This window comes from Pseudooceanicola sp. (assembly GCF_041987405.1).
GTDB lineage: Bacteria > Pseudomonadota > Alphaproteobacteria > Rhodobacterales > Rhodobacteraceae > Pseudooceanicola.
In genome coordinates this window covers 1,007,528-1,032,850 of sequence record NZ_JBHIWR010000001.1, presented here as the reverse complement: position 1 = coordinate 1,032,850, position 25,323 = coordinate 1,007,528, and the positions used below count along the sequence as shown (strand labels likewise).

Genomic DNA, 25,323 nt, shown 5'->3' with positions numbered 1-25,323 from the left:
CGACGCAGCCCTTGTTTTCGACCGCAGGTGTCGTGGGCCGTTCGTCGAATGATTGCACCCTGCTTTACCGCGTGGCACACCTTGCCCGATCACAGGAGGAGCGTCATGACCGCGCCGGACACAGCCCCCGATTACCTGACCACGCCGCAGGGCCGCCGCATCGCCTATCGCCGGACCGAGGGCGCGGGGCCGGGGATCGTCTTCCTCAGCGGGTTCAAATCCGACATGCAGGGGACCAAGGCAGTGGCGCTGGAGGAGTGGGCGAAACAGCAGGGCCGGGCCTATCTGCGCTTCGACTATTCCGGCCATGGGGAGAGTGACGGCGAGTTCACCGCAGGCTGTATCGGCGACTGGGCCGAAGATGCGCGCGCCGCGATCACGCAACTGACCGAGGGGCCGCAGATCCTTGTCGGCTCCTCCATGGGGGGGTGGATTTCGCTGCTGATGACGCAGGCGATCCCCGACCAGGTCGCGGGCCTCGTCACCATCGCCGCCGCCCCGGATTTCACCGAGGACAGCATGTGGGCCGGGTTCGATGCGGCGCAGCGGGCGGCGCTGGACATGGTGGAACAGGTGAGCCTGCCGTCGGATTACGGCGAGCCCTATATCATCACCAAACGGCTGATCGAGGACGGGCGCAATCACCTCGTCCTTCGCGACCGTCTGCCCTTGCCCTTCCCGACCCGCTTTCTTATCGGAACCGCGGACGAGGCGGTGGACCTCTCGGTCGCCTACCGTCTGATGGAACGTGCGGAGGGGCCGGACATCCGCCTGACCCTGGTCAAGGATGCCGATCACCGTTTCTCCGAACCGGAGAACCTGACCCTGATCGAAGAGATGATCGCGCAGGTTTCCGCCGTAATCGCGGAACGGTAATACCCGCAGGGGTTGACCTGTTGGCCAGATGTGAGACGATTCCCCAAAAGAGGCGGGGCAGGCCCAGATGTCATTACCGATCGTATTCCTTCCGGGATACCTGTGCGATCAGCGGATGTTTCTCGCGCAGGCCTTTGACCTGTCGCAGTCCCGCATCGTCATACAAGCCCCGCTGATCGGCGAAAGATGCGAGGAGATGGCCTCGACCCTGCTGCCCAACCTGCCGCCGCGTTTCGCGCTGGTCGGGGCCTCGCTTGGCGGGACCGTCGCGCTGGAGATCCTGCGCAAGGCGCCGGAGCGGGTGAAACGCCTCTGCCTGATTGCCACGGATGTCTTTCCGGATGCGCCAGAGGTTTCTGCCGATCGCGAACCCCTGTTGGTGCAGGCCCGTGCGGGCCGCTTTGCCGAAGCCGTGCGCGCCACCCTGCCTCCGGAGGCCCTGGCCCCCGGTGTCGGGCGGGCGCATGTGCTGGAGACCTTTGCCGAGATGGCGGAGTTCCACGGTCTGACCGGCCTGCAGATCCAGACACGCGCGATCCAGCGCCGCCGGGATCACCAGTCCACGCTCTATCGCGCGCAGTGCCCGGTGCAGATCATCGCCGGTCAGCACGACACGATCGTCACGCCGAAACGCCAGGCCTTCATGGCGGAGCTTGCCCCCAGGGCGGAGTTCACCTGCCTGGAAACCGCCGGCCATCTGCCCACGCTCGAAGACCCCGGGGCCGTGGCGCATATTCTGCGCGACTGGCTGGAGGCAAAGCAGAAGGCCGCGTGATGCCAATGCCGGGCACCCCGCGCCCCGGGCCTGACCCGGGGCCTCTCGGCCTCCCGGTGAGTGGCGGTCGGAGATCCTCGGGTCGCGCCCGAGGATGACGCCGTCCATCAAGCGGGCTTCAGCGCGCCAACCGCCCAGCTACCGCTTCCCTGCTCGGGGATGCGCCGCGTCATAGACCTCCATCAGCCGCGCCGTATCCACCGCCGTATAGACCTGCGTCGTCGACAGCGAGGCATGGCCCAGCAAGTCCTGGATGGACCTCAGATCGCCCCCCGCGCTCAACAGATGGGTGGCGAAGGAATGGCGCATCGCATGGGGCGTGGCCGAGGACGGCAGGCCTAGCGCCATCCGCGCCTGGGCCACGACCTTCTGCACCGTGCGCGGCGACAGCCCCCCGCCACGGATCGCGCGGAACAGGGGCTGATGTGGTTCGGAGAAATAGGGCAGCAGCTCGAAATAACGCTCCACCGCCGCGTGGGCGGGGGCGATGACCGGCACGATCCGCTCCTTGCCGCCCTTGCCGGTGATGCGCAGCGTGTCGCCGAGGGGCAGGTCGGCGACGGTCAGCGACAGCGCCTCCGATATCCGCAAGCCGCAGCCGTACAGCAGCGTCAGCACCGCCGCATCCCGCGCCGCGACCCAGGGGCGTTCATCCCAGGATCCGACCGTGTCGATCATCGCCTTGGCCGCATCTTCGGCCAGCGGGCGGGGGAGCGATTTCTGGAACTTCGGCGCCTTTGCCGACAGGACGGGCGTGACGTCGTATCCCTCCCGCGAGGCGAGCCAGCGATAGAAACTCTTCACCGCCGACAGCTTTCGCGCCAACGACCGTGCGCCCAGGCCGGCGCTGCGTTCCCGGGCCATCCAGGCGCGCATGTCGGAGGTCCGGATCGCGCCCAGCCCGAACAGGCCCTGAGGCCCGCCCAGATGCTCCGTCATGAAGGACAGGAAGTCGGTCAGATCGCGGCGGTACGCGTCCAGCGTGGCCTCCGACGCGCCACGCAGGGATTTCATCCCCGACAGCCAGTCCGCCAGGGCATCCCGCGCGGCGTCGGAGATCATCAGACTCATCAGTCCAGCCAGCGGCGCATCGTCCGCTCGAAGACGCCGGCGAAGAACCCCAGGAGGTCCGTGCCATGCTGCGGGGTGAACTGATGCGGATCCTCGGCGCCCATGACCAGCATGCCGGGCAGGCGACCTGGGCCGAAGTTCAGCCGCAGGCAGGCCTCGCTGCGCACCCATTCATGGGCCTTGCCGTAGATTGCGAAATGCCCCTCCTGCACCTGGCGCAGGGTGACCTGGCGCGGCGGCGCGCCGCGGCCACCGTCGGCGTAATCTTCGCAGAAGCCCGGGGGCACGACTTTCAGAACCGACCCGACGCGGCTGATGGCAGGATCGTCGTCCGTCTGTACCGTTTCCAGAACCAGATGCATGTGATCCACGCCGAGGGTGTCCGCCACCTCGCCCGCCAGATCGCGCAGGAAGCTCTCGAAATCCAGCGGGTCCAGCATCCGCAGCACGGCGCGATGCACCTGATTGGTTCCGGCCAGGTTTTCGTAGGCGGCGGCGATGACAGACCGATGTGTGTCCTCCAGCCGCTCCAGCCGCGCTTCCAGCCGCTCCATGGCCACGCCGCGCAGGTCCACCACATTGGAGCCCACGGCCCGGTCATTGGCCGCGATCAGCGCCTGCATCAGGTCCTGGTCGTCGAGAATGGCATCAGGCTCCGCGAGGATCTTTTCGCGAAGGGACGGGTCGATCTTGGCGTCGGTCATGTCTGTCTCAGGCCTGCCTGGTCTTGTTTTTGGTATGATAGCAGAGGTGGCGGCCCTTGGCAGGGCCAAACCCGGGGTCAGGAAAAAAATCGCTTGGGTGAGTCCTCAGGGGAACAGACGTGGGTGGCGGCGCGGCGCTGCCCCCTCACCCTGACCCTCTCCCCCGGGGGGAGAGGGGACCTGTTGTGCTGTCGGCGAGTGGGACTCTGTTACGTGCGGTTTGGGGCAGGCGGTGACGGGCTTGCATTCGCACGGCGTCATCCTCGGGCTCGACCCGAGGATCTCCTGCCTTCCCGTCTACCGAGTGCCACAAGGCCCCCGGGGCAAGCCCGGCCCCGGCGCAAGGCCGGGGATGACCTCACCGTCCCGGAACGACCCCTCAGAGGATGGAGATATTCGCTGCCTTGATATCCGCCAGGAAAGCATCCAGCCCCTTGTCGGTCAGCGGATGCTTGACCATCGACTGAATGACCGCGGGCGGCGCCGTGATTACATCGGCGCCGATCTTGGCGCATTCGGTCACGTGATTCACCGTCCGGATCGAAGCGGCGAGGATCTCTGTCTCGTACCCATAATTATCGTAAATCGTGCGGATATCGGCGATCAGGTCCAGCCCGTCGAGGTTGATATCGTCCAGCCGCCCGATGAAGGGCGAGATGAAGGTCGCGCCCGCCTTGGCCGCCAGCAGTGCCTGGTTTGCCGAGAAACAGAGCGTCACATTGACCATGTTGCCCTCTTCCGACAGCACCTTGCAGGCCTTCAGCCCGTCCCAGGTCAGCGGCACCTTCACCGCGATATTGTCGGCGATTTTCACCAGCTTGCGCCCCTCGGCGATCATCGTCTCGGCATCGGTTGCAGTGACCTCGGCGGAGACCGGACCGTCGACCAGGTCACAGATTTCCTTGGTCACCTCCATGATATCCCGCCCGGATTTCTTGATCAGCGAGGGGTTGGTGGTCACACCATCGACCATGCCAAGTTCGTTCAGCTCGGCAATGGCGGGGACATCGGCGGTATCGACAAAGAACTTCATCTCTGGCCTCTTGGGCTGGGCCGGGGTGCTGGGATGCGCGCCCGGGGGGTTGGAAAGACGTCGCCCGCGATTTACCCGATAGGGGGACGCTCCGAAACCCCGGATCGCCCGCCGCCGCCACAGACCGGAGTCACCCTTGGACCTGCCTTCCCATTACGCCGCCGGAGAGCTCGTGTCGGTCCTGACCACCCAGCCAATCGACCGGTTCCTCGATTACAAGGCGCCCGAGGGCGGATGCATGCAGGGGGCCTTCGTGCAGGTCCCGCTTGGCCCGCGTCAGGTGCTGGGCGTCATCTGGGGGCCGGGCAAGGGGGACTTCGATTACAGCAAGGTGCGACCCGTCACCAAGGTGCTGGACGCCGCGCCGATGCGCGAGGATATGCGCGAATTTCTGCTGCGGGCGGGCGATTACACCCTGACCCCCATGTCCGCCATGTTGCGCCTCGCCACCCGCGCCCCGGGGCTGAGCGACCCGCCCTCGATGCAGAAAGTCTATCGCCTGGGCGACAGCGAGCCCGACCGCATGACTGACGCCCGCCGCAGGGTTCTGGAGGTTCTGGAGGAGTACGGCGGCCTCTCCTTCACGTTGAAGGAACTGGCGGATATGGCGGGCGTGTCCTCCGGCGTGGTCAAGGGGCTGGTCCAACACGGCGCGGTGCGGGAGGAACAGGCCCCGCGCGATCTGCCATACCCCCGCATGGACACCGACCGTCGCGGCAAGCCCCTGACCGACAGCCAGGCCGCCGCCGCCGCCCGCCTGACCGATGGCGTGAAGGAGGGGCGCTACGGCACCACCCTGCTGCGCGGCGTCACCGGGTCGGGCAAGACCGAGGTCTATCTGGAGGCCGTCGCCGCCTGCCTCGCCGCAGGACGTCAGGCGCTGGTCATGCTGCCGGAGATCGCCCTGTCGGAACAGTTCCTTGTCCGGGTGGAAGAACGGTTCGGCGCCAAACCCGTGGAATGGCATTCCGGCGTGACCATGACCGAACGCCGCCGCGCCTGGAAAATGATCGGCCATGGCGAGGCGCAGCTGGTGGTCGGTGCGCGCTCTGCCCTCTTCCTGCCCTATCGCGACCTCGGCCTGATCGTTGTGGATGAGGAACACGACACCTCCTACAAGCAGGAGGACGGGGTACATTACAACGCCCGCGACATGGCGGTGCTGCGCGCTTCGCTGGCGGGCGCGCGGGTCGTCCTGGCCTCCGCCACGCCGTCGCTGGAAAGCTGGGCCAATGCGGATGCGGGGAAATACGACCGCGTCGATCTGGACAGCCGCTTCGGCGTGGCCGTCCTGCCCACGATGCAGTCGATCGACATGCGGGCCGAGCGGATGGAGCCGGGCCGCTGGATCTCCCCTTCACTCGCCTCGGCGGTGCAGGCGCGGATCGCCAAGGGGGAGCAATCGCTGCTCTTCCTCAACCGGCGCGGCTATGCCCCGGTGACCCTCTGCCGGGCCTGCGGCGAACAGATCGCCTGTGACCATTGCGACGCGCGGATGGTAGAGCACCGGTTTCTCAAACGCCTCGTCTGCCACCAGTGTGGCGAGAGCCGCCCGATGCCGACCGAATGCCCCTCCTGCCATGTCGAGGGCAAGCTCGCCGCCATCGGCCCGGGGGTGGAGCGCATGGCGGAGGAGGTCGCGGCGGTCTTCCCGAATGCCAAGACAGCGGTGCTGTCGTCCGATCTCTTCTCCTCCGCCCGCGCGCTGAAGGAGGCGATTGCCGAGATCGCGGAGGGCGACGTCGACATCGTCATCGGAACGCAGCTGGTCGCCAAGGGCCACAACTTCCCGCGCCTGACCCTGGTCGGGGTGATCGACGCCGACCTCGGGCTGCAGGGCTCCGACCTGCGCGCCGCCGAACGGACCTTTCAACTGATGCGGCAGGTGGCGGGCCGCGCGGGCCGGGCGGAGGCCCCGGGCGAGGCGCTGCTGCAAACGCACCAGCCCGAACACCCGGTGATCCGCGCCATCCTGACCGGGGATGAAGAAGCCTTCTGGCAGGCGGAGGCCGAGGGGCGCCGCGCCGCCGGGATGCCGCCCTATGGCCGCCTGGCCGCGCTGATCCTTTCGGCCACCGATGCGCAGGTCGCCTTTGCCGCCGGACAGGACCTGGCCCGCCGCGCCGGGCCGTTGACCGCCATCGGCGCGCAAGTCTTCGGCCCCGCGCCCGCGCCGATTGCGCGTGTCCGGGGGCGGCACCGCGTGCGCATGCTGGTCAAGGCCGACAAGGGCACGGCGCTGCAGGGTGCGGTGGCGCAATGGGTCGGGCAGTTGCGGCCGCACAAGGATCTGCGCGTGGCTGTGGATATCGACCCGCAGAGCTTTTACTGACGGTGGCTGAGGGGGGCGTTGCCCCCCGCGCGTGCCGCACGCCCCCCCAGGATATTTCCGGCAAAAAGAAAGGTGCGCGGCGGCGCGGTGATCCGCGTGAGCCTTGGGGTCTGCGTCGGGTTGGCGCTAGGCGACAGATGCATGATCGCCTTTGCCGGGGCGCAGGTTTGGTATTTCACGGATTCAAGCCAGCCTCTCTCGCCAAGCCCGAAAATTGGGCGTAGAGAAAAAACATGACTCGGACAGTTAAATTGGATGACGCTCGGCATCTGCCGGTGTGGCGCAGGCCGAGAACCCTGCTGTTCCTCATGGCCGCCGCCATGCCGATCGCCTTTGCCACATGGTCCGCGCTGCTCAACAACTTCGTCATCGAGGTGGCCCAGTTCGACGGGGCCGATATCGGCTGGCTGCATACGGTACGGGAGATTCCGGGATTTCTGGCCATTGGGGTTATCGCCCTGATCATGGTCGTGCGCGAACAGGTTCTGGGCCTCGTGTCTTTGGCCATGCTGGGGGTAGCCACCGCAGTCACCGCCTGGTTTCCCAGCCTCGGTGGTATCCTGACGATCACCCTGCTCAGCTCCATCGGATTTCATTATTACGAGACGGTGAACCAGTCGCTGCAGCTCCAGTGGCTGCCCAAGAAGGACGCGCCGCGCATTCTGGGCCAGCTGCTGGCGACCGGATCGGCGGCGACCTTGTGTTCCTACGGTCTGATCATGCTGCTGTGGGAGCCGCTCGGCCTGACCTATAATCTGGTCTACCTGATCTCCGGTGGTTTGACGGCGGCGATGGCCATCTATGCCATGGTGGCCTTTCCGCAATTCGAGGCGCCCAATCCGCAGGTCAAGAAATTCATCCTGCGCCGCCGCTATTGGCTCTACTACCTGTTGCAGTTCATGGCCGGTGCACGGCGGCAGATCTTTGTCGTCTTTGCCGGCTTCATGATGGTCGAACGCTTCGGGTTCGATGTGCATGAGGTGACAGGGCTCTTCCTGATCAACCTCGTGGCCAACATGATCCTGGCCCCGCTGATGGGCCGAGCCGTCGGCCACTACGGCGAGGCCCGGGTGCTGCGGTTCGAATATATCGGCCTCGTCATCGTCTTCACTCTTTACGGGGGCATCTATTACTTTGGCTGGGGGGTGTTGCTGGCCTCGGCGCTCTATGTGATCGACAACCTGCTGTTCGGGCTGGCGCTGGCGCTGAAGACCTATTTCCAGAAGATCGCGGACCCTGGTGACATCGCCCCGACCGCCGCCGTGGCCTTCACCATCAACCATATCGCGGCGGTCTTTCTGCCTGCGGGGCTTGGCTACCTCTGGCTGATCTCCCCGGGGGCCGTCTTCTTTCTGGCGGCCGGACTCGCCGCGACCTCCTTCTGTCTTGCCCTGCTGATCCCGCGCCACCCGGAACCTGGCCACGAGACCGTCTTCACCCGTGTCTTTACCCCCGCAGAATAACGCCCGCCGGATCGACGCGCGCTTCGTCACCGGATCGACCATGCGGCACGTCGTGGTGATGACCATGTCCGGCTCCGTCGGGCTGAGCTTCCTGTTCCTCGTCGATGTCATGGCGCTTTTCTGGGTCAGTCGGCTGGACGATGTGGTGCTGGTCGCGGCCATGGGGTTTGCCGCGACGATCCAGTTCCTCGTGGTCTCCGTGGCGCTTGGCATGATGATCGCCGGTGTCGCCCTGGTGGCGCGCAACATCGGGGCGGGGCGGGCCGATGATGCGCGCGCCTTCGCGACGACCACGATACTCGTCAGCACGACGATACAGGCGATCCTCGCGGTGCTGACCTTCATTTTCCGGCGTGAGCTGCTGGCCCTGACCGGGGCGGAAGGGCAGACTCTGGAGGTTGCGGCGCATATCGTCTCGATCACGGTCCTGTCCCTGCCGCTGATCGCCATCGGCGTCGCGTCGGCGGGCATCCTGCGGGCGGCCGGGGATCCGTGGCGGTCGATGCTGGTGACGCTGATCCCGGGGATGCTGATCGGGGTGCTGGATCCGATCCTCATCGTCTGGTCAGGCCTTGGCGTGACCGGCGCGGCAATCTCCCTCGTCATCTCGCGCCTGTTCATGATCGTGATCGGGCTGACCTGGATGATCCGACGCCACGACCTGATGGCGCGGCCCTCCGTCCCGGACCTGCGCCGCACGATCCGCCCGCTCATGCAGATTGCCGGGCCGTCCATGGCGACCCAATCCTCCACCCCGATCGGCAACTGGCTGCTGACCCTGGCCATGGCCCCCTTCGGGCCGGAGGCGGTCGCGGGCCTCGCCGTGTCGCTGCGCCTGATCATGCTGGTCTTCGGGGGCATTTACGGACTCTCGGGCGCTATCGGGGGGATCATCGGGCAGAACTTCGGCGCCCGGCGGATGGACCGCGTGCGGCGGGCCTACCTTGACGCTCTGATCTTCTGCGCGGGCTATACCGCGGTGGCCTGGGCGCTGATGTCGCTGCTGGCCCCGCATATCATCGCGGGCTTCGGCATCACCGGGGCGGGGCAGGGGGTGGTCCTGGCCTTCTGTTACATCTTCACAGCCTCCTTCCTGTTCAATGGGACGCTCTTCGTCGCGGCCTCCTGTTTCAACAACCTCGGCAAACCGATGTGGGCGACGTTTGCGAACTGGGCCCGTGATCTTGTCCTGATCTACCCGCTGGCGGTTCTGATCGGCGCGTATTTCGGGGCAACGGGTGTGATGGTGGCCCCGGCGCTGGCGAATGTCATCGCGGGCACCAGCGCGGGGCTTCTGGGCCTGCTGCTGATCAACCGCCTGCTGGCCTCCAACCCGCCCGCGCTTGACGCGGAACGCCCTGCGGACTAGGCCGCAGCGGACCCCACAGAGGACGACATCATGCCCACCTTCACCGCGCTCACCACTCTTCCCGGCAAGGACAAGGCCGAGGCGCTCGGCGAGGCGATGGAGGCCCTGAGCCCCGAACCCTACGGCGTCGGCGTCTTCGAGATCGAGGATGACAGCGGCTTGTGGGAGGTCGGCGGCTATTTCAACGAGGCCCCGGACGAGGCCGGGCTGGCCCTGCTGTCCACCATGTACGCGGCCAAGCCCTTTGCCGTGTCGGAACTGCCCGAGACCGACTGGGTGGCCAAGGTCAAACGCGAACTGGCCCCGATCCGCGCCGGGCGCTTCTACCTCTACGGCAGCCACGATGCCGACAGCGTTCCGGAGGATGTCGAACCCCTGTTGATCGAGGCCGCCATGGCCTTCGGCACCGGTCACCACGGCACGACCCAGGGGTGTCTGCGCGCGCTGGACCGGCTGGCGACCCAGGGTGTGGTGGCCGATAAGGTGGCCGACATCGGCTGCGGCACCGCCGTTCTGGCCATGGCCGCCGCCCGCATCTGGCCCGGCGTTCCTCTGGCCAGCGATATCGACCCCGTGGCGGTGGAGGTGGCGGAGGCCAACCTGGCGGCCAACGGCATGGCGGGTCGCGTCACCTGTCTGGAGGCCACGGGCTTTGACCACCCGCAGATCGGCGCGGGCGCGCCCTATGGACTGATCTTCGCCAATATTCTCAAGGGTCCGCTGATCGACCTGGCCCCCGACCTCGCCGCGCATCTGGCGCCCGGCGGGCATGCGATCCTGTCGGGGTTGCTGAACGAGCAGGCAGATGCGGTGGCGTCGGCCTATGTCGCCGAGGGACTTGAGAAGGTCGAGGCCGAGGTCATCGGCGACTGGACGACCCTTCTGCTCAAAAAACCGGTTTGACCGATTTCGGTCAAACTGTAGCCCAATTCTCTGGGTAGCCGTGCGGTTCAGCGACAAATCCGCAGGAGCAGACGGATATGAAAGACGGATTCGCAAATTTCGACCAGCGGCTGGAGCGGCTGGCGGAAAAGAAAGCGGCTCTGCAAGAGGGACACCGGCTCGAGATTGACGAGAACGGTCTGATGAAGCTGACCCCCTCGGGCCAGCGGCGCCGTCAGATCGGCCGCCTCATCCCGCTGCGCGCGATGATGATCATCGCCGCCGTCGTATTGAGCTTCAAGGGCTTCCTGCTCTACCAACTGGGCTTTTCGGTCTATACCGCCAAGGTGGCCGGGATGCGGCAGGGGGATACCGCCGATCAGATCGGCTCCTACCTGATGCAGATCGATCCGGTGACGCTCTGGGTCTATCAGGTGATCACATATTTCTTTGGCTAGCGGGCGGCCCGGTCGGGTCCCTTCGTTCAGCCACGCAGGCAATAGAAAAGGCCGCGCCCTGACGGGACGCGGCCTTTCTATTCAGCAGGAGCTGAAGGGGTCAGGAGAGGGTGTCGATCTCCGAACGCAGGAGGCCGATGTCGGCGAGTTCACGATCGGAAAGACGACCGAGCAGCTTGCGGGTGACACGGCGGTTGTTCCACTCGCGGATGGCGAGGTGGACGTTCGAAACGGTCCGGCCGAATTGACCGAATGCAACGGCAAAGCCGGACTGCGTCGTGTAGGACATGGAATAGACAGGCATGGTGCGCTCCTTGGCTGAAAGCAGAGTTTTCACAGCGCCCATATAACGAGCAGAAGCGCCCGCGGAAGAGGCATTTTTGCATAGGTTCCATGTCGCGAATGCATAACTCGAAATGCTGCCTAAAGTGTTGATAGAGCGTAAATAATCCGCCTTCGGAACCCGCCGGATTTCGGCATTTCGATGTCTGTTTCCGACGCCGCTGTCGCTGCGGGGAAAGTCGATGTCGTTTTTGGATCTTGCGTCCCGAACGGTTGTCTCTTGGCGGATGTTCTCGTTTCGTGCTAGATGTTGCCAAAAGGACAACACCGCAGGCACGGGAATGGGCAGTATCAAGGTCATCGGGATCGATCCGGGGCTCCGAAATCTCGGTTGGGGCGTCATTTCCGTGGCAGGAAGCCGAATCAGCCATGTCGCGAACGGACAGTGCCACGGCACCGGGTCGTCGATGGCCGAACGCCTCCTGGCCCTGCACCGCGCGCTGACCGACGTGTTTGCCGCACATGCGCCGGAGATGGCCGCGGTGGAACAGGTCTTCGTCAACTCCAGCGGCGCCAGCACGCTGAAGCTGGGGCAGGCGCGGGGGATCGCCATGCTGGTCCCGGCGCAATACGGGCTGGAGGTCGGGGAATATGCCCCGAACACGATCAAGAAATCCGTTGTCGGTGTCGGGCATGCGGCCAAGGAACAGGTCCAGCACATGGTGCGGCTGCAATTGCCGGGGGTGGAGTTCACCGGCCCGGATGCCGCCGACGCCCTGGCCATCGCGCTGTGCCACGCCCATCACATGGGCTCTGCAGCCGCACTGAAGGCCGCACAGGTGCGCGCATGATCGGGCGGATCGCAGGCCGCATCGACATGAGGGGGCCGGACCACGTTCTGATCGACGTGCGCGGTGTCGGTTATGTCGTCTTCGCCTCCGACCGCACACTCATGGCGCTGCCCGGCCCGGGGGAGGCCGCCGCGCTCTATACCGAACTCATCGTGCGGGAAGACCTGCTGCAGCTCTACGGTTTCCCGACGCTGGTCGAAAAGGAATGGTTCCGCCTGCTGACCTCCGTTCAGGGGGTCGGGGCCAAGGGCGCGCTTGCCATCCTTGGCGCGCTCGGCGCGGACGGCCTGTCGCGGGCGATTGCCCTGGGCGATCAGGCCTCGGTCAAGGCGGCCAAGGGCATCGGCCCCAAGACCGCGCAGCGCATCGTACTTGAGTTGAAGGACAAGGCCCCCGCCGTCATGGCCATGGGCGGCACGGCGCCAACCACCACATCCGATGATGTCATTGAACCCGACACGCCATCGCCCCGCCCCCCGAAACCCGTGCCGGGGCCCGCCCCCTCCGCCAGCGCCCAGGCCGAGGCGCTCTCGGCCCTCGGCAACCTCGGCTACGCCCCTTCCGAAGCCGCCGCCGCCGTTGCCGAAGCCGCCGGAGAAACGCCCGAGGCCGACACGCCGACCCTGATCCGTGCGGCGCTCAAGAAACTCGCACCGAAGGGGTAACGCATGGCCATCTCCGCCCGCACATGGCAGATACTCATCGCCGTGCCCTTCCTCACCCTCGGGGCCTGGGCGCTGCTCTCCCCCTCGACCGTGCAGCTTATGTCGCTTCGGCCGGAGGTGCGCATGGATGACCGCATCCTCAACGTCACCATCGGGGCTTTCGGCGCGCAGGCGCTGCTTTGTTCCATGTTCATTCTGACCAGCCGGTTCACCCGGTGGAGCTTCCTTGCTTACGGTATCGCGCTCCTGCCCTTCTTCGGCTTCAACTACTACTTTCTCTATGTGGAGCCGCTCTTTTCCGCCGGTATGGCCATCGACTTTGTCGCCAATGTCTTCATGCTGGGGTTCTGTGTGATGGGCTGGCGTGCAGCCCGCGCCGAAGGGCTGTAGAGAGGCGAGATGTCCGACTCCGATCCCACCCTGCGCCCCGATCCGCTGCCCGAAGACGCCGACGACACCCGCGCGCTGCGACCGCAGACGCTGGATGATTTCATCGGCCAGAAAGAGGCGCGCGCGAACCTTCGGGTCTTCATCCAGTCCGCCCGCCAGCGCGGCGAGGCGATGGATCACACGCTGTTCCACGGCCCCCCCGGCCTCGGCAAGACGACGCTGGCACAGATCATGGCGCGCGAGCTTGGGGTCAACTTCCGGATGACCTCCGGCCCGGTGCTGGCCAAGGCGGGCGATCTGGCGGCGATCCTGACCAACCTCGAGGCGCGCGATGTCCTGTTCATCGACGAGATCCACCGCCTGAACCCGGCGGTGGAAGAGGTGCTGTATCCGGCGCTCGAGGATTTTGAACTGGACCTCGTCATCGGCGAAGGCCCCGCCGCCCGCACCGTCCGGATCGAGCTGCAGCCCTTCACCCTCGTCGGCGCGACTACCCGCCTCGGCCTGCTGACCACGCCCCTGCGCGACCGCTTCGGCATCCCGACGCGCCTGCAGTTCTACACCGAGGACGAGTTGCACGACATCGTCACCCGCAACGCCCGCAAGATGGGGGCGCCCGCCGACGACATGGGCGCCCGAGAAATCGCCCGCCGCGCCCGGGGCACCCCGCGTATCGCCGGTCGCCTGCTGCGCCGCGTGGTCGATTTCGCCGTGGTCGAAGGCGACGGCACCATCACCCGCGACCTGGCCGACAATGCGCTCACCCGCCTCGGGGTCGACAACCTCGGCCTGGACGGGGCGGACCGGCGTTATCTGAACATGATCGGGGTGGAGTATCAGGGCGGGCCGGTCGGCATCGAAACCCTCTGCGCCGCGCTCAGCGAAAGCCGCGACGCGGTGGAAGAGGTGATCGAACCCTACCTGCTGCAACAGGCCCTGATCCAGCGCACCCCGCGCGGCCGGATGCTGGCCGCCAAGGGCTGGCGTCACATCGGGCTGGAACCACCGCGCGCAGCGGGGCAGGGGACGCTTTTCGAATAAGGTCTTGCGCTTCGGGACGGGACGGGGCAACGACACGACCCATCACGCCCCGATCGGAGCTGCCGCAGCCGTCATGCCGCAACCGGACCAGATTGAACGCCTCTTCACCCGCGAGGATGGCACCTATCATTTCGCCAGATGGGGCCGCCCGATCGTGCCCGTGATCTTCGGGGTGGAGGAGCAGAGCCTGCCGCCGCTCAAGGGCGCAATCGAAGCCGTGGTGGCCATGGCGGGCCACACCATGGGCGAGACCGACCCCGAGCTTGGCACCAACCTCATGGTCTTCTTCCTGCAGGACTGGGCGGAGATGGCCGCGCTGGACGGGCTGGCGCAGCTGCTGCCGGAACTGGGCACGCTGGTACCCCGGCTGATCGCGGCCGATGCCAGCCAGTATCGGCTGTTCCGCTTTGATCCGGACGGGGCGATCCGGGCCTCCTTCGTCTTTCTGCGGATGACCGGCGATTTCGCCCGCCGCCCGGCGGAGGAGATCGGCCTGGAAATGGCGGTGAAATCCATCCTGGACTGGGGACCGGCAGCCTTCGCCGCGCAATCCCCGCTGGTGCACGGGCAGGATGGTTTGGCGCGTGTCGATCCGCTGATCTCGGCCGTGGTGGGCGCCGCTTATGACCCGGTCCTGCCGACCTCGGCCAGGGACGCCGCCCATGCCCTGCGGATATTCGCCCGGCTGCCCCGGAATTGAGGCGGATTTCTGACGGAATTCGGAGCGGAAATTTGACGCGATATGGCGTCACATGATCGGTCGCCGCATAAGGCGCTGAGATTTAATGAAATTCTACAAACATACATAGGGGATGCACATTGATGCAGTTCCGCCTTTGACACTTTGTAAAGGTTGGCGGCCTAAGGTCATTGCGGCACCGCTGTGAAAGAACCCAATTCCCTTCATCGCCACGCCCCATTTAACCGCCAGTCTGTGGGCTGGGTAGTTCGTCATGAGCGCGAAAATGCGCCGGGCGAGAGCATGAACCGTCGAGGCCACGAGCATGGCGACGTATACGATAGCAGGCTACGACGTAAATGACGTCGTGATCCACTCGGGTCAGGATCCTTTCGAGGATGATGACACCGGGAGGAGTGGCGCTGTCGGCACGATCTTCTCGGTCACCTCGAACCCCGATGTCTTCGATATCGAGGACAACGACAGTTTCTTCTCCGACGGCGACGGCAGCCAGGACCTCAGCCAATCCCTGTCCCAGGGCGATGGCACGGCCAGCGCGGGATCCGGCATCACGCCTGAGTACCAGTACCGGGTGCGTCCCGTGGGCGGCACCGCGGCCGATGATTTCTACATCTATCACTACGATGCGGGCGTTTCCGGCAATGGCTTCGGCTTCGCGACCGAATACCGCCTGGTGCCCGGCCAGCAATACCAGATCATGGAGGAGGGGCCGACGAATGACCCCTCGGTCGCCTATTCCTCGCTTTATGTCTGTTTCACCCCCGGCACGATGATCGCGACCCCCTCCGGGGCCCGCCCGATCGAAAAGCTCGGTCCAGGCGACCTCGTTCGCACGATCGAGGGCACCTGCGTCCCCGTGCTCTGGGTTGGCAATCGCGAACTGCGCCTGGATGACATGGCGGGCCATCCGGAGGTCATGCCGGTTCGGTTCGAGGTCGGGTCCCTGGGGGAAAACCTGCCCGAACGCCCGCTGGAGGTTTCGCCACAGCATCGCATCATGCTCAAGTCCCGCGTCGCGGAGCGGATGTTCGGCGAAGAGGAGGTGCTGGTGCCCGCCCATTGGTTCGTCGGCCTGCCCGGGATCACGCGGGTCAGGGGCATCCGCCCGACCGAATATATCCATCTGCTGGTCGAGGGGCATCAGGTCCTGTTGGCCAATGGCGCCCCGGCCGAAAGCCTCTATGTCGGCAAGAAGGCCCGGCAGCTGGTGGCGCGCCAGGTGCGAAACTCCAAACGTGGTTTGATCGAACTGTCACCGCGCCCCGAACGTCCAGCACTGCGCCTCGTCGTCGCCTGATCGTCTGCCGGTCCACCCGGGTCTTGCCCCCGGGGCAGGGCACGGGCATAGCGGGGGCAACGAAAGGACGGGTCATGACACATCGCTTTACCCTGCGCGTCTACTACGAGGACACGGACCTCGCCGGCATCGTCTATTACGCCAACTACCTGAAGTTCATCGAACGCGCCCGCAGCGAATGGATCCGGACCCTGGGCGTCGATCAGAAGGCGATGAAGGAGGAAACCGGCACCGTCTTCGCCGTCCGCCGGGTCGAGGCGGATTACCTCTCGCCCGCCCGCTTCGACGACGAACTGGAGGTGCAGACCTCGACCGAGGCGGTCACCGGCGCGCGCATCATCCTCAGACAGGACGTGCTGCGCGATGGTGAGGTGCTCTTCACCGCGCATGTCACCATCGTCGCCATCGCAGAGACGGGCCATCCCGCCCGGCTCCCGGCAAATATCCGCCGCCAGATGCACTAGAACGCACCCTGTAACGGTCGCACACGCCAATGTGTTGGCGTTTCATCTTGTGATCCGCTACATTCCGGGACAACGAGGCCGCGAAAGACGGCCCATATCCTATGGCTGACGAGCAGGCAGAATGGAAACCGAGACACTGACCTTGGCGCAGAACATGGATTTTTCCATGTGGGCGCTCTTCGCACGCGCGACCTTTACCGTGAAGCTGGTGATGCTGATGCTTGTCGCCGCCTCCTTCTGGTCCTGGTCGATCATCATACAGAAGATCATCACCTACCGCGCCGCCCGCAGCGAGGCGGCGCAATTCGACCGCACCTTCTGGTCCGGCGAGCCGCTGGACGAGTTCTACGAACAGATCGGACCGGACCCGGCGGGCCGCGCGCATCGGGTCTTTGCCGCCGGCATGACCGAATGGCGCCGCTCGCACCGCGAGGATGGCGGCATGATCGCCGGAGCCCAGGCCCGGATCGACCGCTCCATGGACGTCGCCATCGCCAAGGAGGCCGAGGGTCTGCAATCCGGACTGCCGGTGCTTGCCACCGTCGGCTCCACCGCGCCTTTCGTCGGGCTTTTCGGCACCGTCTGGGGCATTATGCATGCCTTCATCGGCATCGCGGAAAGCCAGAACACCAACCTCGCCGTCGTCGCGCCGGGCATCGCCGAGGCGCTGCTGGCGACCGGCCTGGGCCTTCTGGCGGCCATCCCGGCGGTGATCTTCTACAACAAGCTCTCGACCGATGCGGACCGCATTGTCGGCAACTACGAGGCCTTCGCCGACGAATTCTCCACCATCCTCAGCCGCCAGCTGGACGCCTGAGAGATGGAACTTCGCCTTCTCCCCAAATCCCAGCTCGGAGTTGAGTCCGAAGGGCGGCGCCGTCCCGCGGGGTGGCGCAGAAGCGCCGCCCCAGGGGGGCGGGACGTCAATTCGTGCGGTTCGATCCAGAACGCAGAAGGGGCCGCATAAATGGGCGCCGGAACTATCTCCAAGGCAAGCGGCGGGGGCCGCCGGGGGCGTCGTCGCGGCGGCCGCGCGCAGCCGATGTCGGAAATCAACGTCACGCCCTTTGTCGACGTCATGCTGGTGCTGCTGATCATTTTCATGGTTGCCGCCCCGCTGATGGTCGTGGGCGTGCCGGTCAAATTGCCGGAAACCGCCGCCAACTCCCTCCCGACGGAGCAGGAGGAGCCGCTGACCGTGACCGTAACCGCCGAGGGCACGGTGATGATTCAGACCACCGAAACCGCCCGGGACGAGCTGATCCCCAAACTGCGCGCCATCGCCACCGAACGCGACGGCGACCGCATCTACCTGCGGGCCGATGGCTCCGTCCCCTATGAACAGGTCATGCAGGTGATGGGCGCGCTCAACAAGGGCGGGTTCAAGAACATCGGCCTGGTCACCGATCCCGGCGGGCCGACCCTGGGTGGGAATTGATCCGGTCACATGCATACGGGGCACATCATATCAGGGGCAGGGCATCTGGCCCTCTTCGCCTGGGCGTTGATCGGCAGCTTTTCCCTGCCGCCTGATGACGCCATCGAGGTGACGGACGTGGCGCTGGTCTCGCCCGAGGAATTTGCCGCGCTCACCCCGCCGGTCGATCAGGCGCCGGGCGCGGATACCGACATCGCCGAATTGCCTGCGCCCGAGGCCGCCGACACCCCGCCCGAGGCCCCCTCGCAGGCCGACAGCGCCCCCGCGCAGACGCCGCCCGAAACCGCCGAAGCCCCGGCTCCGGAGGAGGCGCCGGAGCAACCCGACCTGACCACCCCGCAGGCCGAGGTCTCCGACAGCACCGACACGATCACGCCGCCGTCCGAAGACGTGGCTGCCGTGGTGCCAGAGACCCCCGACGACGCGCCGCGCGACATTCCCCGCGTCGCCCCCCGCCCGGTCCTGCGCGAAGATCGCGATATACCTGTGGGCGAAAGCCCGCAGGCCCCGACCGCGCCTGCGGACACCGCCGAGGATGTCCAGCCCGCCGAGGACGAGAAGGCCCCGGAGGAAGCGACGACCCGCATCCTGACCGAAGCTGACGAGACGGGCGACGGCTTGCCGAAGACCTCCAAGCGCCCGCCCGCCAGCCGCCCGGTGCAAACCGCCGCGGCGGAACCGGAGCCGAAACCCGCCCCGACGCCGGAGCCGACGCCGAAGCCGGAACAGAAGGACGCGATCAACGACGCGCTGAACCGCGCCCTCTCCGGCGCATCGGAGGCGACCCCGGAAACCCCGCCCGCCGGTCCCTCCGGCCCGCCGCTCACCAGCGGCGAGAAGGAGGCGCTGCGCGTCGCCGTTTCCGCCTGCTGGAACACCGGCAGCCTGTCGACGGACGCGCTCAAGACAACGGTCGTGGTCGCGGTGGAAATGAACGACAACGGCACGCCCCGGGGGGAAACCATCCGGATGCTGACCTCGTCGGGCGGGTCCGGCACCGCAGCACGCCAGGCCTTCGAGGCCGCACGACGCGCAATCATTCGCTGTGGCGCGAGCGGCTTTGGACTGCCGGTGGACAAGTACGACCACTGGCGCGAGATTGAAATGACCTTCAACCCGGAGAAGATGCGGATCAAATGAAACATCTCACCAGGCTTATCACCATTCTGGCCACCGCCATGGCCTTCACCGCCCCCGCCATCGCGCAGGACGGCCCGCTGAGGATCGAGATCACCGAAGGTGTCATCGAACCCCTGCCGTTCGCCATCCCGAACTTCGTGCCCGAGACCGGCGGCGCGGGCGAGATGGCCGCCAATATCACCCGGGTCGTGTCCAGCGACCTGACCGGCACCGGCCTGTTCCGCGAAATCCCGCAAAGCGCGCATATCGGCTCCGTCACCAGTTTCTCCAGTCCGGTTCAATATGCCGACTGGAAGGCGATCAACGCCCAGGCCCTCATCACCGGCAGCGTCAGCGTGCAGGGCGACCGCGTGGACGTGAAGTTCCGCCTCTACGACGTCTTCTCCGGGCAGGAGATGGGCGATGGCCTGCAGTTCTCCGGCACCACGGCGGGCTGGCGGCGCATGGCGCACAAGGTTGCCGATACGGTCTATTCCCGCATCACCGGCGAGGGTCCCTATTTCGACAGCCGCGTCGTCTACGTGTCCGAGACGGGCCCCAAGGACGACCGCCGCAAACGTCTGGCGATCATGGATTACGACGGCGCCAATACCCAGTACCTGACCGACAGTTCCTCGATCGTCCTCGCCCCGCGCTTCTCGCCCACGGGAGACCGGGTGCTCTATACCAGCTACGAAACGGGCTTTCCCAGGATCTACGTCCTCGACGTGGCCTCGGTCGGGCGGCGCACCCTCACCACGCCGGAGGGCACCATGTCCTTCGCCCCGCGCTTTGCGCCGAACGGGCAGACGGTGGTCTATTCGCTCAGCCAGGGGGGCAATACCGACATCTATTCGATGGACATCAACTCCGGTCAGTCGGTCCGGCTGACCACGGCCCCCTCCATCGAAACCGCGCCCAGCTTCTCGCCCGATGGCACCCAGATCGTGTTCGAGTCCGACCGATCGGGCTCTCAACAGCTTTACATCATGCCGGCCGGTGGCGGCGAACCGCGCCGCATCAGCTTTGGCCAGGGCCGCTACGGCACGCCCGTCTGGTCCCCGCGCGGCGATCTGGTGGCCTTTACCAAGCAATCCAAGGGCCGTTTCCATATCGGGGTCATGCGCACCGATGGCTCCGAGGAGCGGTTGCTGACGGCCTCCTTCCTCGACGAGGGGCCGACCTGGTCGCCCAATGGTCGTGTCATCATGTTCACCCGGGAGACCCAGGGGGAACAGGGGGCGGCTGCGCTCTACTCCGTCGATATCTCCGGCCGCAACCTGAAACAGGTGCGGACGGAAGGTGCGGCCTCCGACCCGTCCTGGTCGCCACTGCAGAAGTAATCCGGTCCCGCCGGGGCCAAGAGTTTTCCACACGCCCGCCAGATGATACAGTCGGGCAAACAATGACAAAGGCACGAGATGAAACATGCAAAACGCGCGGCCCTGACGCTCATCGCCGTCCTGGCCCTTGCGGCCTGTGACAACAGCCGCCGCTTCGACAATGACGTGAACCTGGGGGCCGGGGCCAATGGCGCGGTTGTTCCCGGATCGGCCAATGATCCGGCCTCGCCGCTCTACTTCCAGCAGTCGGTTGGCGACCGTGTCCTCTTTGCCGTGGACCAGCACACCCTGTCCGACGGCGCCCGCGCGGTGCTGAACGCCCAGGCGCAGTGGCTGATGGCCAACGCCGACTATACTGCCGTGATCGAAGGCCATGCCGACGAACAGGGCACCCGGGAATACAACCTCGCCCTCGGGGACCGCCGCGCCAATTCGGTGCGCGAGTATCTAATCACGCAGGGCGTTTCCGCCGCGCGGCTGCGCACCGTGACTTACGGCAAGGAACGCCCGATCGAGATCTGTTCGGTAGAAAGTTGCTATGAAAAGAACCGTCGCGCCGTGACCGTCCTGGCCGCCGGGGCGATCAGCTAAGCCAGCGGAAAGGAAAGCCAGATGCGGAGTATCCTCGTCCTCGGTCTCATCCTGGTGCTGCCCCTCGGGGTGGCCACTTCGGCCATGTCACAATCGCGCGACGAAACCCTGGCCGATATCCGGCAGGAACTGACGGTGCTGAATGTCGAGATCCAGAAGCTCAAGCGCGAGCTGTCCACCACCGGCAATGCCGGGGCGGTGACGGTTGGCGGCTCGGTCCTGGAACGGCTCGACGCGCTGGAGGCGGAGGCCTCGCGTCTGACCTCCAAGACCGAGAACCTGGAATTCCGCATCAACTCCATCGTGCAGGACGGCACCAACCGCATCGGCGATCTGGAGTTCCGTCTGGTGGAGCTTGAGGGCGGCGATATTTCCAAGCTGGGCGAGACCTCGACCCTCGGCGGCCCGATCCCCGAAGATGCCCCCGCCGGCACCATGACGCCCCCTGCCGAAACGGGCACGACCCCAGGGGCAGGGTCCGCGCCGGTGGCGGAAATGGCGATCGCGGAAAAGGCCGATTTCGAAGCGGCCCAGGCGGCGCTGGAGGCCGGGCAATCTGCGGATGCGGTGCAGAAGTTCGACGATTTCCTGACCAACTACCCCGGCTCGCCGATGCAGGCGCAGGCCGAACTGGGCAAGGGCAAGGCGCTGGAGGCGACAGGGGAGATCACTCGCGCGGCCCGCGCCTATCTCGCCGCCTTCTCCGCCGCGCCGGACGGCCCCGCTGCACCCGAAGCCCTGTTCAACCTCGGGCGCGGCCTCGGGCAACTGGGCCAGGGGCCGGAGGCCTGCACGACCCTGCTGGAGGTCGGCAACCGTTTCCCCGCCGCGCCGCAGGTGCAGGCGGCGAATGCGGAGCGTGCGCGGCTCGGCTGCTCGTGACACATCCCCCGGGCGACCCCGCCGCGGCGGTCGCCCGGTTCTTCACTACGCCCCCCGATGGCCCGCTTGGCGTGGCCGTTTCCGGCGGGTCCGACAGCCTGGCACTCCTGTTCCTCCTGCATGACTGGGCCGCCACTAGTGACACCCCGCTACATGCCGTGACGGTCGACCACGGATTGCGCCCCGAGGCGGCAGAAGAGGCGGCCTTTGTCGCCCGTATCGCCGAAACGCTCGCCATACCCCACAAAACGCTGCGATGGTCGGGATGGGACGGGCAGGGCAACCTCCCCGACCGGGCCCGCCGCGCCCGCTATGCGCTGATGGCCGACTGGGCAGCAGGGCAGGGCATCGCGCAGATCGCGCTTGGCCACACCGCCGATGATCAGGCGGAGACCTTCCTGATGCGCCTCGCCCGTGGGTCGGGGGCAGAGGGGCTGTCCGCCATGTCCCCCCGGCGGGAGGAGGGTGGCGTCACCTTCCTGCGCCCGCTGCTAGACCAGCGCCGCGATGCTCTGCGCGCGGTGCTGACCGCCCGGGGGCAGAGCTGGATCGACGATCCGACCAACGACGATCCCAGCTATGACCGCCCCCGCTTCCGCCAGGCCATGCCGCAGCTCGCGCAACTGGGCCTGACCGCCGACGCCCTGACCTCCGCCGCCGCCAACCTGCGCGCCGCGACCGACACGATCGCCCACTATGCCGGGCAGGAGGCCCGCCGGATCGTCCGGTTCGAGGCCGGCGATATCCTGCTGCCCCGGTCGGGCGTCCTCGCCCTGCCGCCGGAAATCACCCGCCGCCTCCTGACCGCCGCCCTGCGCTGGATCGCGGGGGAGGACTATCCGCCGCGCCGCGCCGGGCTGGATCGCCTGACCGCCGCACTGCTGGCAGGAGAGACCATGGCCCTGTCAGGCTGCTTGATGACGAACGACCAGACCACTATCCGCCTGACCCGAGAGGCCGCCGCCGTCGCCACAACCCGCGCCGAACCGGGCGAAATCTGGGACGGGCGCTGGCAGATCACCGGCCCCTTCGGCCCGGGTGACCATATCGCCGCGACCGGAGAGGCCGGGCTGCGCCACTGCCCCGACTGGCGCGACAGCGGTCTCAAGCGCACATCTCTCCTCGCCGCCCCGGCGGTCTGGCGGGGGAATGAACTGCGGGCATCCCCCCTTGCCAACCACAGCGCAGGCTTCGCCGCGCGGCTGACCCGAACGGCGGAAGTTTTCCATGCGACATTCCACACGCATTGAACATATGCCCCCAAATCTTATTTTAAGTCCAAGCCGGGTATGCTAACCCCGCGCTTATCCCCAATCTGGAGGAGATTTCCTTGGGCAACGCGAGACAATTCGCCTTCTGGGTCGTTCTGCTGCTGCTGATCGTGGCGCTGTTCAACCTGTTCAGTGGTTCGGGCAACACGCTGCAGAGCCGTGAAATCCCCTATTCGGAATTTGTCCGGAGTGTCGAGGCAGGCGAGGTCAGCTCGGTCACGCTGGACGGCGAACAGGTGCGCTATCGCGGCAAGGACGGTCAGGATTACGTGACCATCAAGCCCGAGGATGCGGAGGTCACCCAGACCCTGATCGCCAACGACATCCCCGTTTCGGCCAAGAGCCAGGAAGAAAGCGGGTTCCAGGCCTTCATCGTCTCGCTCCTGCCGATCCTGCTGCTGATCGGCGTGTGGATCTATTTCATGAACCGCATGCAGGGCGGCGGCAAGGGCGGCGCCATGGGCTTTGGCAAGTCCAAGGCCAAGATGCTGACCGAAAAGCATGGCCGCGTGACTTTCGACGACGTCGCGGGCATCGACGAGGCCAAGGAAGAGCTGGAAGAGATCGTGGAATTCCTGCGTAACCCGCAGAAGTTCTCCCGCCTCGGCGGCAAGATCCCCAAAGGCGCGCTGCTGGTCGGCCCTCCGGGCACCGGTAAGACGCTGCTGGCCCGTGCGATTGCCGGTGAGGCGGGCGTGCCCTTCTTCACCATCTCCGGTTCGGACTTCGTGGAAATGTTCGTCGGTGTCGGGGCGTCCCGCGTGCGCGACATGTTCGAACAGGCAAAGAAGAACGCCCCCTGTATCGTCTTCATCGACGAGATCGACGCCGTCGGTCGCCATCGTGGCGCTGGCTACGGCGGCGGGAATGACGAACGCGAGCAGACGCTGAACCAGCTGCTGGTCGAGATGGATGGTTTCGAGGCGAACGAAGGTGTCATCATCCTCGCCGCCACCAACCGCCGTGACGTGCTCGACCCCGCGCTGCTGCGTCCCGGCCGTTTCGACCGTCAGGTCACCGTACCGAACCCCGATATCAAGGGCCGCGAGAAGATCCTCGGCGTGCATGCCCGCAAGACCCCTCTGGGCCCGGATGTCGACCTGCGCATCATCGCGCGCGGCACCCCCGGCTTCTCCGGTGCGGATCTGGCGAACCTCGTGAACGAGGCCGCGCTGATGGCCGCCCGTGTCGGACGACGTTTCGTGACGATGGTCGATTTCGAGAATGCGAAGGACAAGGTCATGATGGGGGCCGAGCGGCGCTCCATGGTCCTGACCGCCGACCAGAAGGAAAAGACCGCCTATCACGAGGCAGGCCACGCCGTCGTCGGCCTGACCCTGCCCAAGTGCGACCCGGTCTACAAGGCGACGATCATACCGCGCGGCGGTGCCCTCGGCATGGTGGTGTCGCTTCCGGAAATCGACCGGCTGAACTGGCACAAGTCCGAGTGTGAGCAGAAGCTGGCCATGACCATGGCGGGCAAGGCGGCAGAGATCATGAAGTATGGCGACGGGGAGGTTTCCAACGGCCCCGCCGGCGACATTCAGCAGGCCTCCGCCCTGGCCCGTGCCATGGTCCTGAGATGGGGCATGTCCGACAAGGTCGGCAACGTCGATTATGAACAGGCGCACGAAGGCTACATGGGCAACGGTGCCGGTGGCTTCTCGATCTCAGCCCACACCAAGGAGCTGATCGAGGAAGAAGTGAAGCGCATGATCGACGAGGCCTACAAACAGGCCTACGAGATCCTGACCGAACACAAGGAAGAGTGGGAGCGTCTGGCCGAAGGTCTGCTGGAATACGAAACCCTCACCGGCGACGAGATCAAGCGCGTCATGAACGGTGAGCCGCCGCAATCCGAGGACGAGGACACCGGATCGGACGAGGGCAGCGCGCCCTCCGTCACCGCCATCCCGAAGACCAAGCCGCGGTCCAAGCCGGGCGGGTCGGGCGGGATGGAACCGGAACCGACAGCCTGATCAACGCCTGAGACGGGGCCGGGGGAAATCCCGGCCCTTTTCATTGG

At 66.1% G+C, this 25,323-nt stretch carries 26 protein-coding genes; 22 read left to right on the top strand and 4 right to left on the bottom strand.

Annotation, left to right across the window (positions count from 1 at the left end; all coding sequences use genetic code 11):
- Positions 1-105 precede the first annotated feature (105 nt).
- On the top strand, positions 106-876 hold the full coding sequence (locus ACFC2Y_RS04630; RefSeq protein ID WP_375175222.1) for an alpha/beta hydrolase: 771 nt from the start codon (positions 106-108) through the stop codon (positions 874-876).
- Positions 877-943: 67 nt separating this feature from the next.
- On the top strand, positions 944-1,651 hold the full coding sequence (locus ACFC2Y_RS04625; RefSeq protein ID WP_375186408.1) for an alpha/beta fold hydrolase: 708 nt from the start codon (positions 944-946) through the stop codon (positions 1,649-1,651).
- A gap of 138 nt (positions 1,652-1,789) precedes the next feature.
- Here the strand turns inward: ACFC2Y_RS04625 and ACFC2Y_RS04620 are convergent, their stop codons facing one another.
- The 3 genes from ACFC2Y_RS04620 to fsa form a co-directional block, all read right to left on the bottom strand.
- Complete coding sequence (locus tag ACFC2Y_RS04620) at positions 1,790-2,722, bottom strand: tyrosine recombinase XerC (RefSeq protein ID WP_375175224.1); 933 nt, start codon at positions 2,720-2,722, stop codon at positions 1,790-1,792.
- Positions 2,722-3,426, bottom strand: a complete 705-nt coding sequence (locus ACFC2Y_RS04615; protein ID WP_375175225.1) for a DUF484 family protein — start codon at positions 3,424-3,426, stop codon at positions 2,722-2,724. Before ACFC2Y_RS04615 ends, ACFC2Y_RS04620 begins: the two co-directional genes overlap by 1 nt.
- A gap of 379 nt (positions 3,427-3,805) precedes the next feature.
- A complete protein-coding gene (gene fsa / locus ACFC2Y_RS04610) occupies positions 3,806-4,459 on the bottom strand; it encodes a fructose-6-phosphate aldolase (RefSeq protein ID WP_375175226.1) in 654 nt (217 codons plus the stop codon).
- A gap of 136 nt (positions 4,460-4,595) precedes the next feature.
- Here fsa and ACFC2Y_RS04605 point away from each other — a divergent pair, with 136 nt between their 5' ends.
- The 5 genes from ACFC2Y_RS04605 (at position 4,596) to ACFC2Y_RS04585 (ending at position 10,963) form a co-directional block, all read left to right on the top strand.
- Positions 4,596-6,791, top strand: coding sequence for a primosomal protein N' (locus ACFC2Y_RS04605; RefSeq protein WP_375175227.1), 2,196 nt, complete (start codon positions 4,596-4,598; stop codon positions 6,789-6,791).
- Between the two features lie 233 nt (positions 6,792-7,024).
- A complete protein-coding gene (locus tag ACFC2Y_RS04600; RefSeq protein WP_375175228.1) occupies positions 7,025-8,254 on the top strand; it encodes an MFS transporter in 1,230 nt (409 codons plus the stop codon).
- Positions 8,232-9,623, top strand: a complete 1,392-nt coding sequence (locus ACFC2Y_RS04595; protein ID WP_375175229.1) for an MATE family efflux transporter — start codon at positions 8,232-8,234, stop codon at positions 9,621-9,623. Before ACFC2Y_RS04600 ends, ACFC2Y_RS04595 begins: the two co-directional genes overlap by 23 nt.
- A 30-nt stretch (positions 9,624-9,653) precedes the next feature.
- A complete protein-coding gene (locus ACFC2Y_RS04590) occupies positions 9,654-10,526 on the top strand; it encodes a 50S ribosomal protein L11 methyltransferase (protein WP_375175230.1) in 873 nt (290 codons plus the stop codon).
- 77 nt (positions 10,527-10,603) lie between these two features.
- The gene (locus ACFC2Y_RS04585) at positions 10,604-10,963 is read left to right on the top strand and encodes a hypothetical protein (RefSeq protein WP_375175231.1); all 360 of its coding nucleotides are present in this window, start codon (positions 10,604-10,606) and stop codon (positions 10,961-10,963) included.
- Positions 10,964-11,063: 100 nt separating this feature from the next.
- On the opposite strand, the gene ACFC2Y_RS04580 is transcribed toward ACFC2Y_RS04585, so the two are convergent.
- Positions 11,064-11,606, bottom strand: a complete 543-nt coding sequence (locus ACFC2Y_RS04580; protein ID WP_375175232.1) for a DUF1127 domain-containing protein — start codon at positions 11,604-11,606, stop codon at positions 11,064-11,066.
- Between ACFC2Y_RS04580 and ruvC the strand changes: the two genes are divergently transcribed.
- The 15 genes from ruvC (at position 11,596) to ftsH (ending at position 25,276) form a co-directional block, all read left to right on the top strand.
- On the top strand, positions 11,596-12,096 hold the full coding sequence (gene ruvC, locus ACFC2Y_RS04575) for a crossover junction endodeoxyribonuclease RuvC (RefSeq protein WP_375175392.1): 501 nt from the start codon (positions 11,596-11,598) through the stop codon (positions 12,094-12,096). The two genes, ACFC2Y_RS04580 and ruvC, sit on opposite strands and share 11 nt — an antisense overlap.
- A complete protein-coding gene (gene ruvA / locus ACFC2Y_RS04570) occupies positions 12,093-12,761 on the top strand; it encodes a Holliday junction branch migration protein RuvA (RefSeq protein ID WP_375175233.1) in 669 nt (222 codons plus the stop codon). The genes ruvC and ruvA overlap by 4 nt, the downstream gene beginning before the upstream one ends.
- Positions 12,762-12,764: 3 nt before the next feature.
- Positions 12,765-13,151 (top strand): hypothetical protein, encoded by a 387-nt coding sequence (locus tag ACFC2Y_RS04565; RefSeq protein WP_375175234.1) that lies wholly within the window; start codon positions 12,765-12,767, stop codon positions 13,149-13,151.
- 9 nt (positions 13,152-13,160) lie between these two features.
- Entirely contained in the window at positions 13,161-14,192 is a 1,032-nt protein-coding gene (ruvB, locus tag ACFC2Y_RS04560) for a Holliday junction branch migration DNA helicase RuvB (protein ID WP_375175235.1), read from the top strand.
- Positions 14,193-14,196: 4 nt separating this feature from the next.
- Positions 14,197-14,892, top strand: a complete 696-nt coding sequence (locus ACFC2Y_RS04555; RefSeq protein ID WP_375175236.1) for a hypothetical protein — start codon at positions 14,197-14,199, stop codon at positions 14,890-14,892.
- A gap of 304 nt (positions 14,893-15,196) precedes the next feature.
- Positions 15,197-16,189 (top strand): Hint domain-containing protein, encoded by a 993-nt coding sequence (locus ACFC2Y_RS04550; protein ID WP_375175237.1) that lies wholly within the window; start codon positions 15,197-15,199, stop codon positions 16,187-16,189.
- A gap of 74 nt (positions 16,190-16,263) precedes the next feature.
- On the top strand, positions 16,264-16,653 hold the full coding sequence (gene ybgC, locus ACFC2Y_RS04545; RefSeq protein ID WP_375175238.1) for a tol-pal system-associated acyl-CoA thioesterase: 390 nt from the start codon (positions 16,264-16,266) through the stop codon (positions 16,651-16,653).
- Between the two features lie 121 nt (positions 16,654-16,774).
- Positions 16,775-17,470: a protein TolQ gene (gene tolQ / locus ACFC2Y_RS04540; RefSeq protein WP_375175239.1), complete on the top strand. Its 696-nt coding sequence runs from the start codon at positions 16,775-16,777 to the stop codon at positions 17,468-17,470.
- Positions 17,471-17,620: 150 nt separating this feature from the next.
- A complete protein-coding gene (gene tolR, locus ACFC2Y_RS04535; protein ID WP_375175240.1) occupies positions 17,621-18,091 on the top strand; it encodes a protein TolR in 471 nt (156 codons plus the stop codon).
- A 9-nt stretch (positions 18,092-18,100) separates the two neighbouring features.
- On the top strand, positions 18,101-19,231 hold the full coding sequence (locus ACFC2Y_RS04530; RefSeq protein ID WP_375175241.1) for an energy transducer TonB: 1,131 nt from the start codon (positions 18,101-18,103) through the stop codon (positions 19,229-19,231).
- Positions 19,228-20,553, top strand: a complete 1,326-nt coding sequence (gene tolB / locus ACFC2Y_RS04525; protein ID WP_375175242.1) for a Tol-Pal system beta propeller repeat protein TolB — start codon at positions 19,228-19,230, stop codon at positions 20,551-20,553. Before ACFC2Y_RS04530 ends, tolB begins: the two co-directional genes overlap by 4 nt.
- 78 nt (positions 20,554-20,631) lie before the next feature.
- Positions 20,632-21,144, top strand: a complete 513-nt coding sequence (gene pal / locus ACFC2Y_RS04520; RefSeq protein WP_375175243.1) for a peptidoglycan-associated lipoprotein Pal — start codon at positions 20,632-20,634, stop codon at positions 21,142-21,144.
- A gap of 21 nt (positions 21,145-21,165) precedes the next feature.
- The gene (locus ACFC2Y_RS04515; RefSeq protein ID WP_375175244.1) at positions 21,166-22,026 is read left to right on the top strand and encodes a tetratricopeptide repeat protein; all 861 of its coding nucleotides are present in this window, start codon (positions 21,166-21,168) and stop codon (positions 22,024-22,026) included.
- The gene (tilS, locus tag ACFC2Y_RS04510) at positions 22,023-23,276 is read left to right on the top strand and encodes a tRNA lysidine(34) synthetase TilS (RefSeq protein ID WP_375175245.1); all 1,254 of its coding nucleotides are present in this window, start codon (positions 22,023-22,025) and stop codon (positions 23,274-23,276) included. Before ACFC2Y_RS04515 ends, tilS begins: the two co-directional genes overlap by 4 nt.
- 80 nt (positions 23,277-23,356) lie before the next feature.
- Positions 23,357-25,276: an ATP-dependent zinc metalloprotease FtsH gene (ftsH, locus tag ACFC2Y_RS04505; protein WP_375175246.1), complete on the top strand. Its 1,920-nt coding sequence runs from the start codon at positions 23,357-23,359 to the stop codon at positions 25,274-25,276.
- The last annotated feature ends 47 nt before the right edge of the window (positions 25,277-25,323 follow it).

What these genes read in the sequence shown, in the direction of transcription:
- ACFC2Y_RS04630 (WP_375175222.1), top strand. Translation starts at nt 106, where the DNA reads ATGACCGCGCCGGACACAGCCCCCGATTACCTGACCACGCCGCAGGGC.
- ACFC2Y_RS04625 (WP_375186408.1), top strand. Translation starts at nt 944, where the DNA reads ATGTCATTACCGATCGTATTCCTTCCGGGATACCTGTGCGATCAGCGG.
- ACFC2Y_RS04620 (WP_375175224.1), bottom strand. Translation starts at nt 2,722, where the DNA reads ATGAGTCTGATGATCTCCGACGCCGCGCGGGATGCCCTGGCGGACTGG.
- ACFC2Y_RS04615 (WP_375175225.1), bottom strand. Translation starts at nt 3,426, where the DNA reads ATGACCGACGCCAAGATCGACCCGTCCCTTCGCGAAAAGATCCTCGCG.
- fsa (WP_375175226.1), bottom strand. Translation starts at nt 4,459, where the DNA reads ATGAAGTTCTTTGTCGATACCGCCGATGTCCCCGCCATTGCCGAGCTG.
- ACFC2Y_RS04600 (WP_375175228.1), top strand. Translation starts at nt 7,025, where the DNA reads ATGACTCGGACAGTTAAATTGGATGACGCTCGGCATCTGCCGGTGTGG.
- ACFC2Y_RS04590 (WP_375175230.1), top strand. Translation starts at nt 9,654, where the DNA reads ATGCCCACCTTCACCGCGCTCACCACTCTTCCCGGCAAGGACAAGGCC.
- ACFC2Y_RS04585 (WP_375175231.1), top strand. Translation starts at nt 10,604, where the DNA reads ATGAAAGACGGATTCGCAAATTTCGACCAGCGGCTGGAGCGGCTGGCG.
- ACFC2Y_RS04580 (WP_375175232.1), bottom strand. Translation starts at nt 11,606, where the DNA reads ATGACCTTGATACTGCCCATTCCCGTGCCTGCGGTGTTGTCCTTTTGG.
- ruvA (WP_375175233.1), top strand. Translation starts at nt 12,093, where the DNA reads ATGATCGGGCGGATCGCAGGCCGCATCGACATGAGGGGGCCGGACCAC.
- ACFC2Y_RS04565 (WP_375175234.1), top strand. Translation starts at nt 12,765, where the DNA reads ATGGCCATCTCCGCCCGCACATGGCAGATACTCATCGCCGTGCCCTTC.
- ruvB (WP_375175235.1), top strand. Translation starts at nt 13,161, where the DNA reads ATGTCCGACTCCGATCCCACCCTGCGCCCCGATCCGCTGCCCGAAGAC.
- ACFC2Y_RS04550 (WP_375175237.1), top strand. Translation starts at nt 15,197, where the DNA reads ATGGCGACGTATACGATAGCAGGCTACGACGTAAATGACGTCGTGATC.
- ybgC (WP_375175238.1), top strand. Translation starts at nt 16,264, where the DNA reads ATGACACATCGCTTTACCCTGCGCGTCTACTACGAGGACACGGACCTC.
- tolQ (WP_375175239.1), top strand. Translation starts at nt 16,775, where the DNA reads ATGGAAACCGAGACACTGACCTTGGCGCAGAACATGGATTTTTCCATG.
- tolR (WP_375175240.1), top strand. Translation starts at nt 17,621, where the DNA reads ATGGGCGCCGGAACTATCTCCAAGGCAAGCGGCGGGGGCCGCCGGGGG.
- ACFC2Y_RS04530 (WP_375175241.1), top strand. Translation starts at nt 18,101, where the DNA reads ATGCATACGGGGCACATCATATCAGGGGCAGGGCATCTGGCCCTCTTC.
- tolB (WP_375175242.1), top strand. Translation starts at nt 19,228, where the DNA reads ATGAAACATCTCACCAGGCTTATCACCATTCTGGCCACCGCCATGGCC.
- pal (WP_375175243.1), top strand. Translation starts at nt 20,632, where the DNA reads ATGAAACATGCAAAACGCGCGGCCCTGACGCTCATCGCCGTCCTGGCC.
- ACFC2Y_RS04515 (WP_375175244.1), top strand. Translation starts at nt 21,166, where the DNA reads ATGCGGAGTATCCTCGTCCTCGGTCTCATCCTGGTGCTGCCCCTCGGG.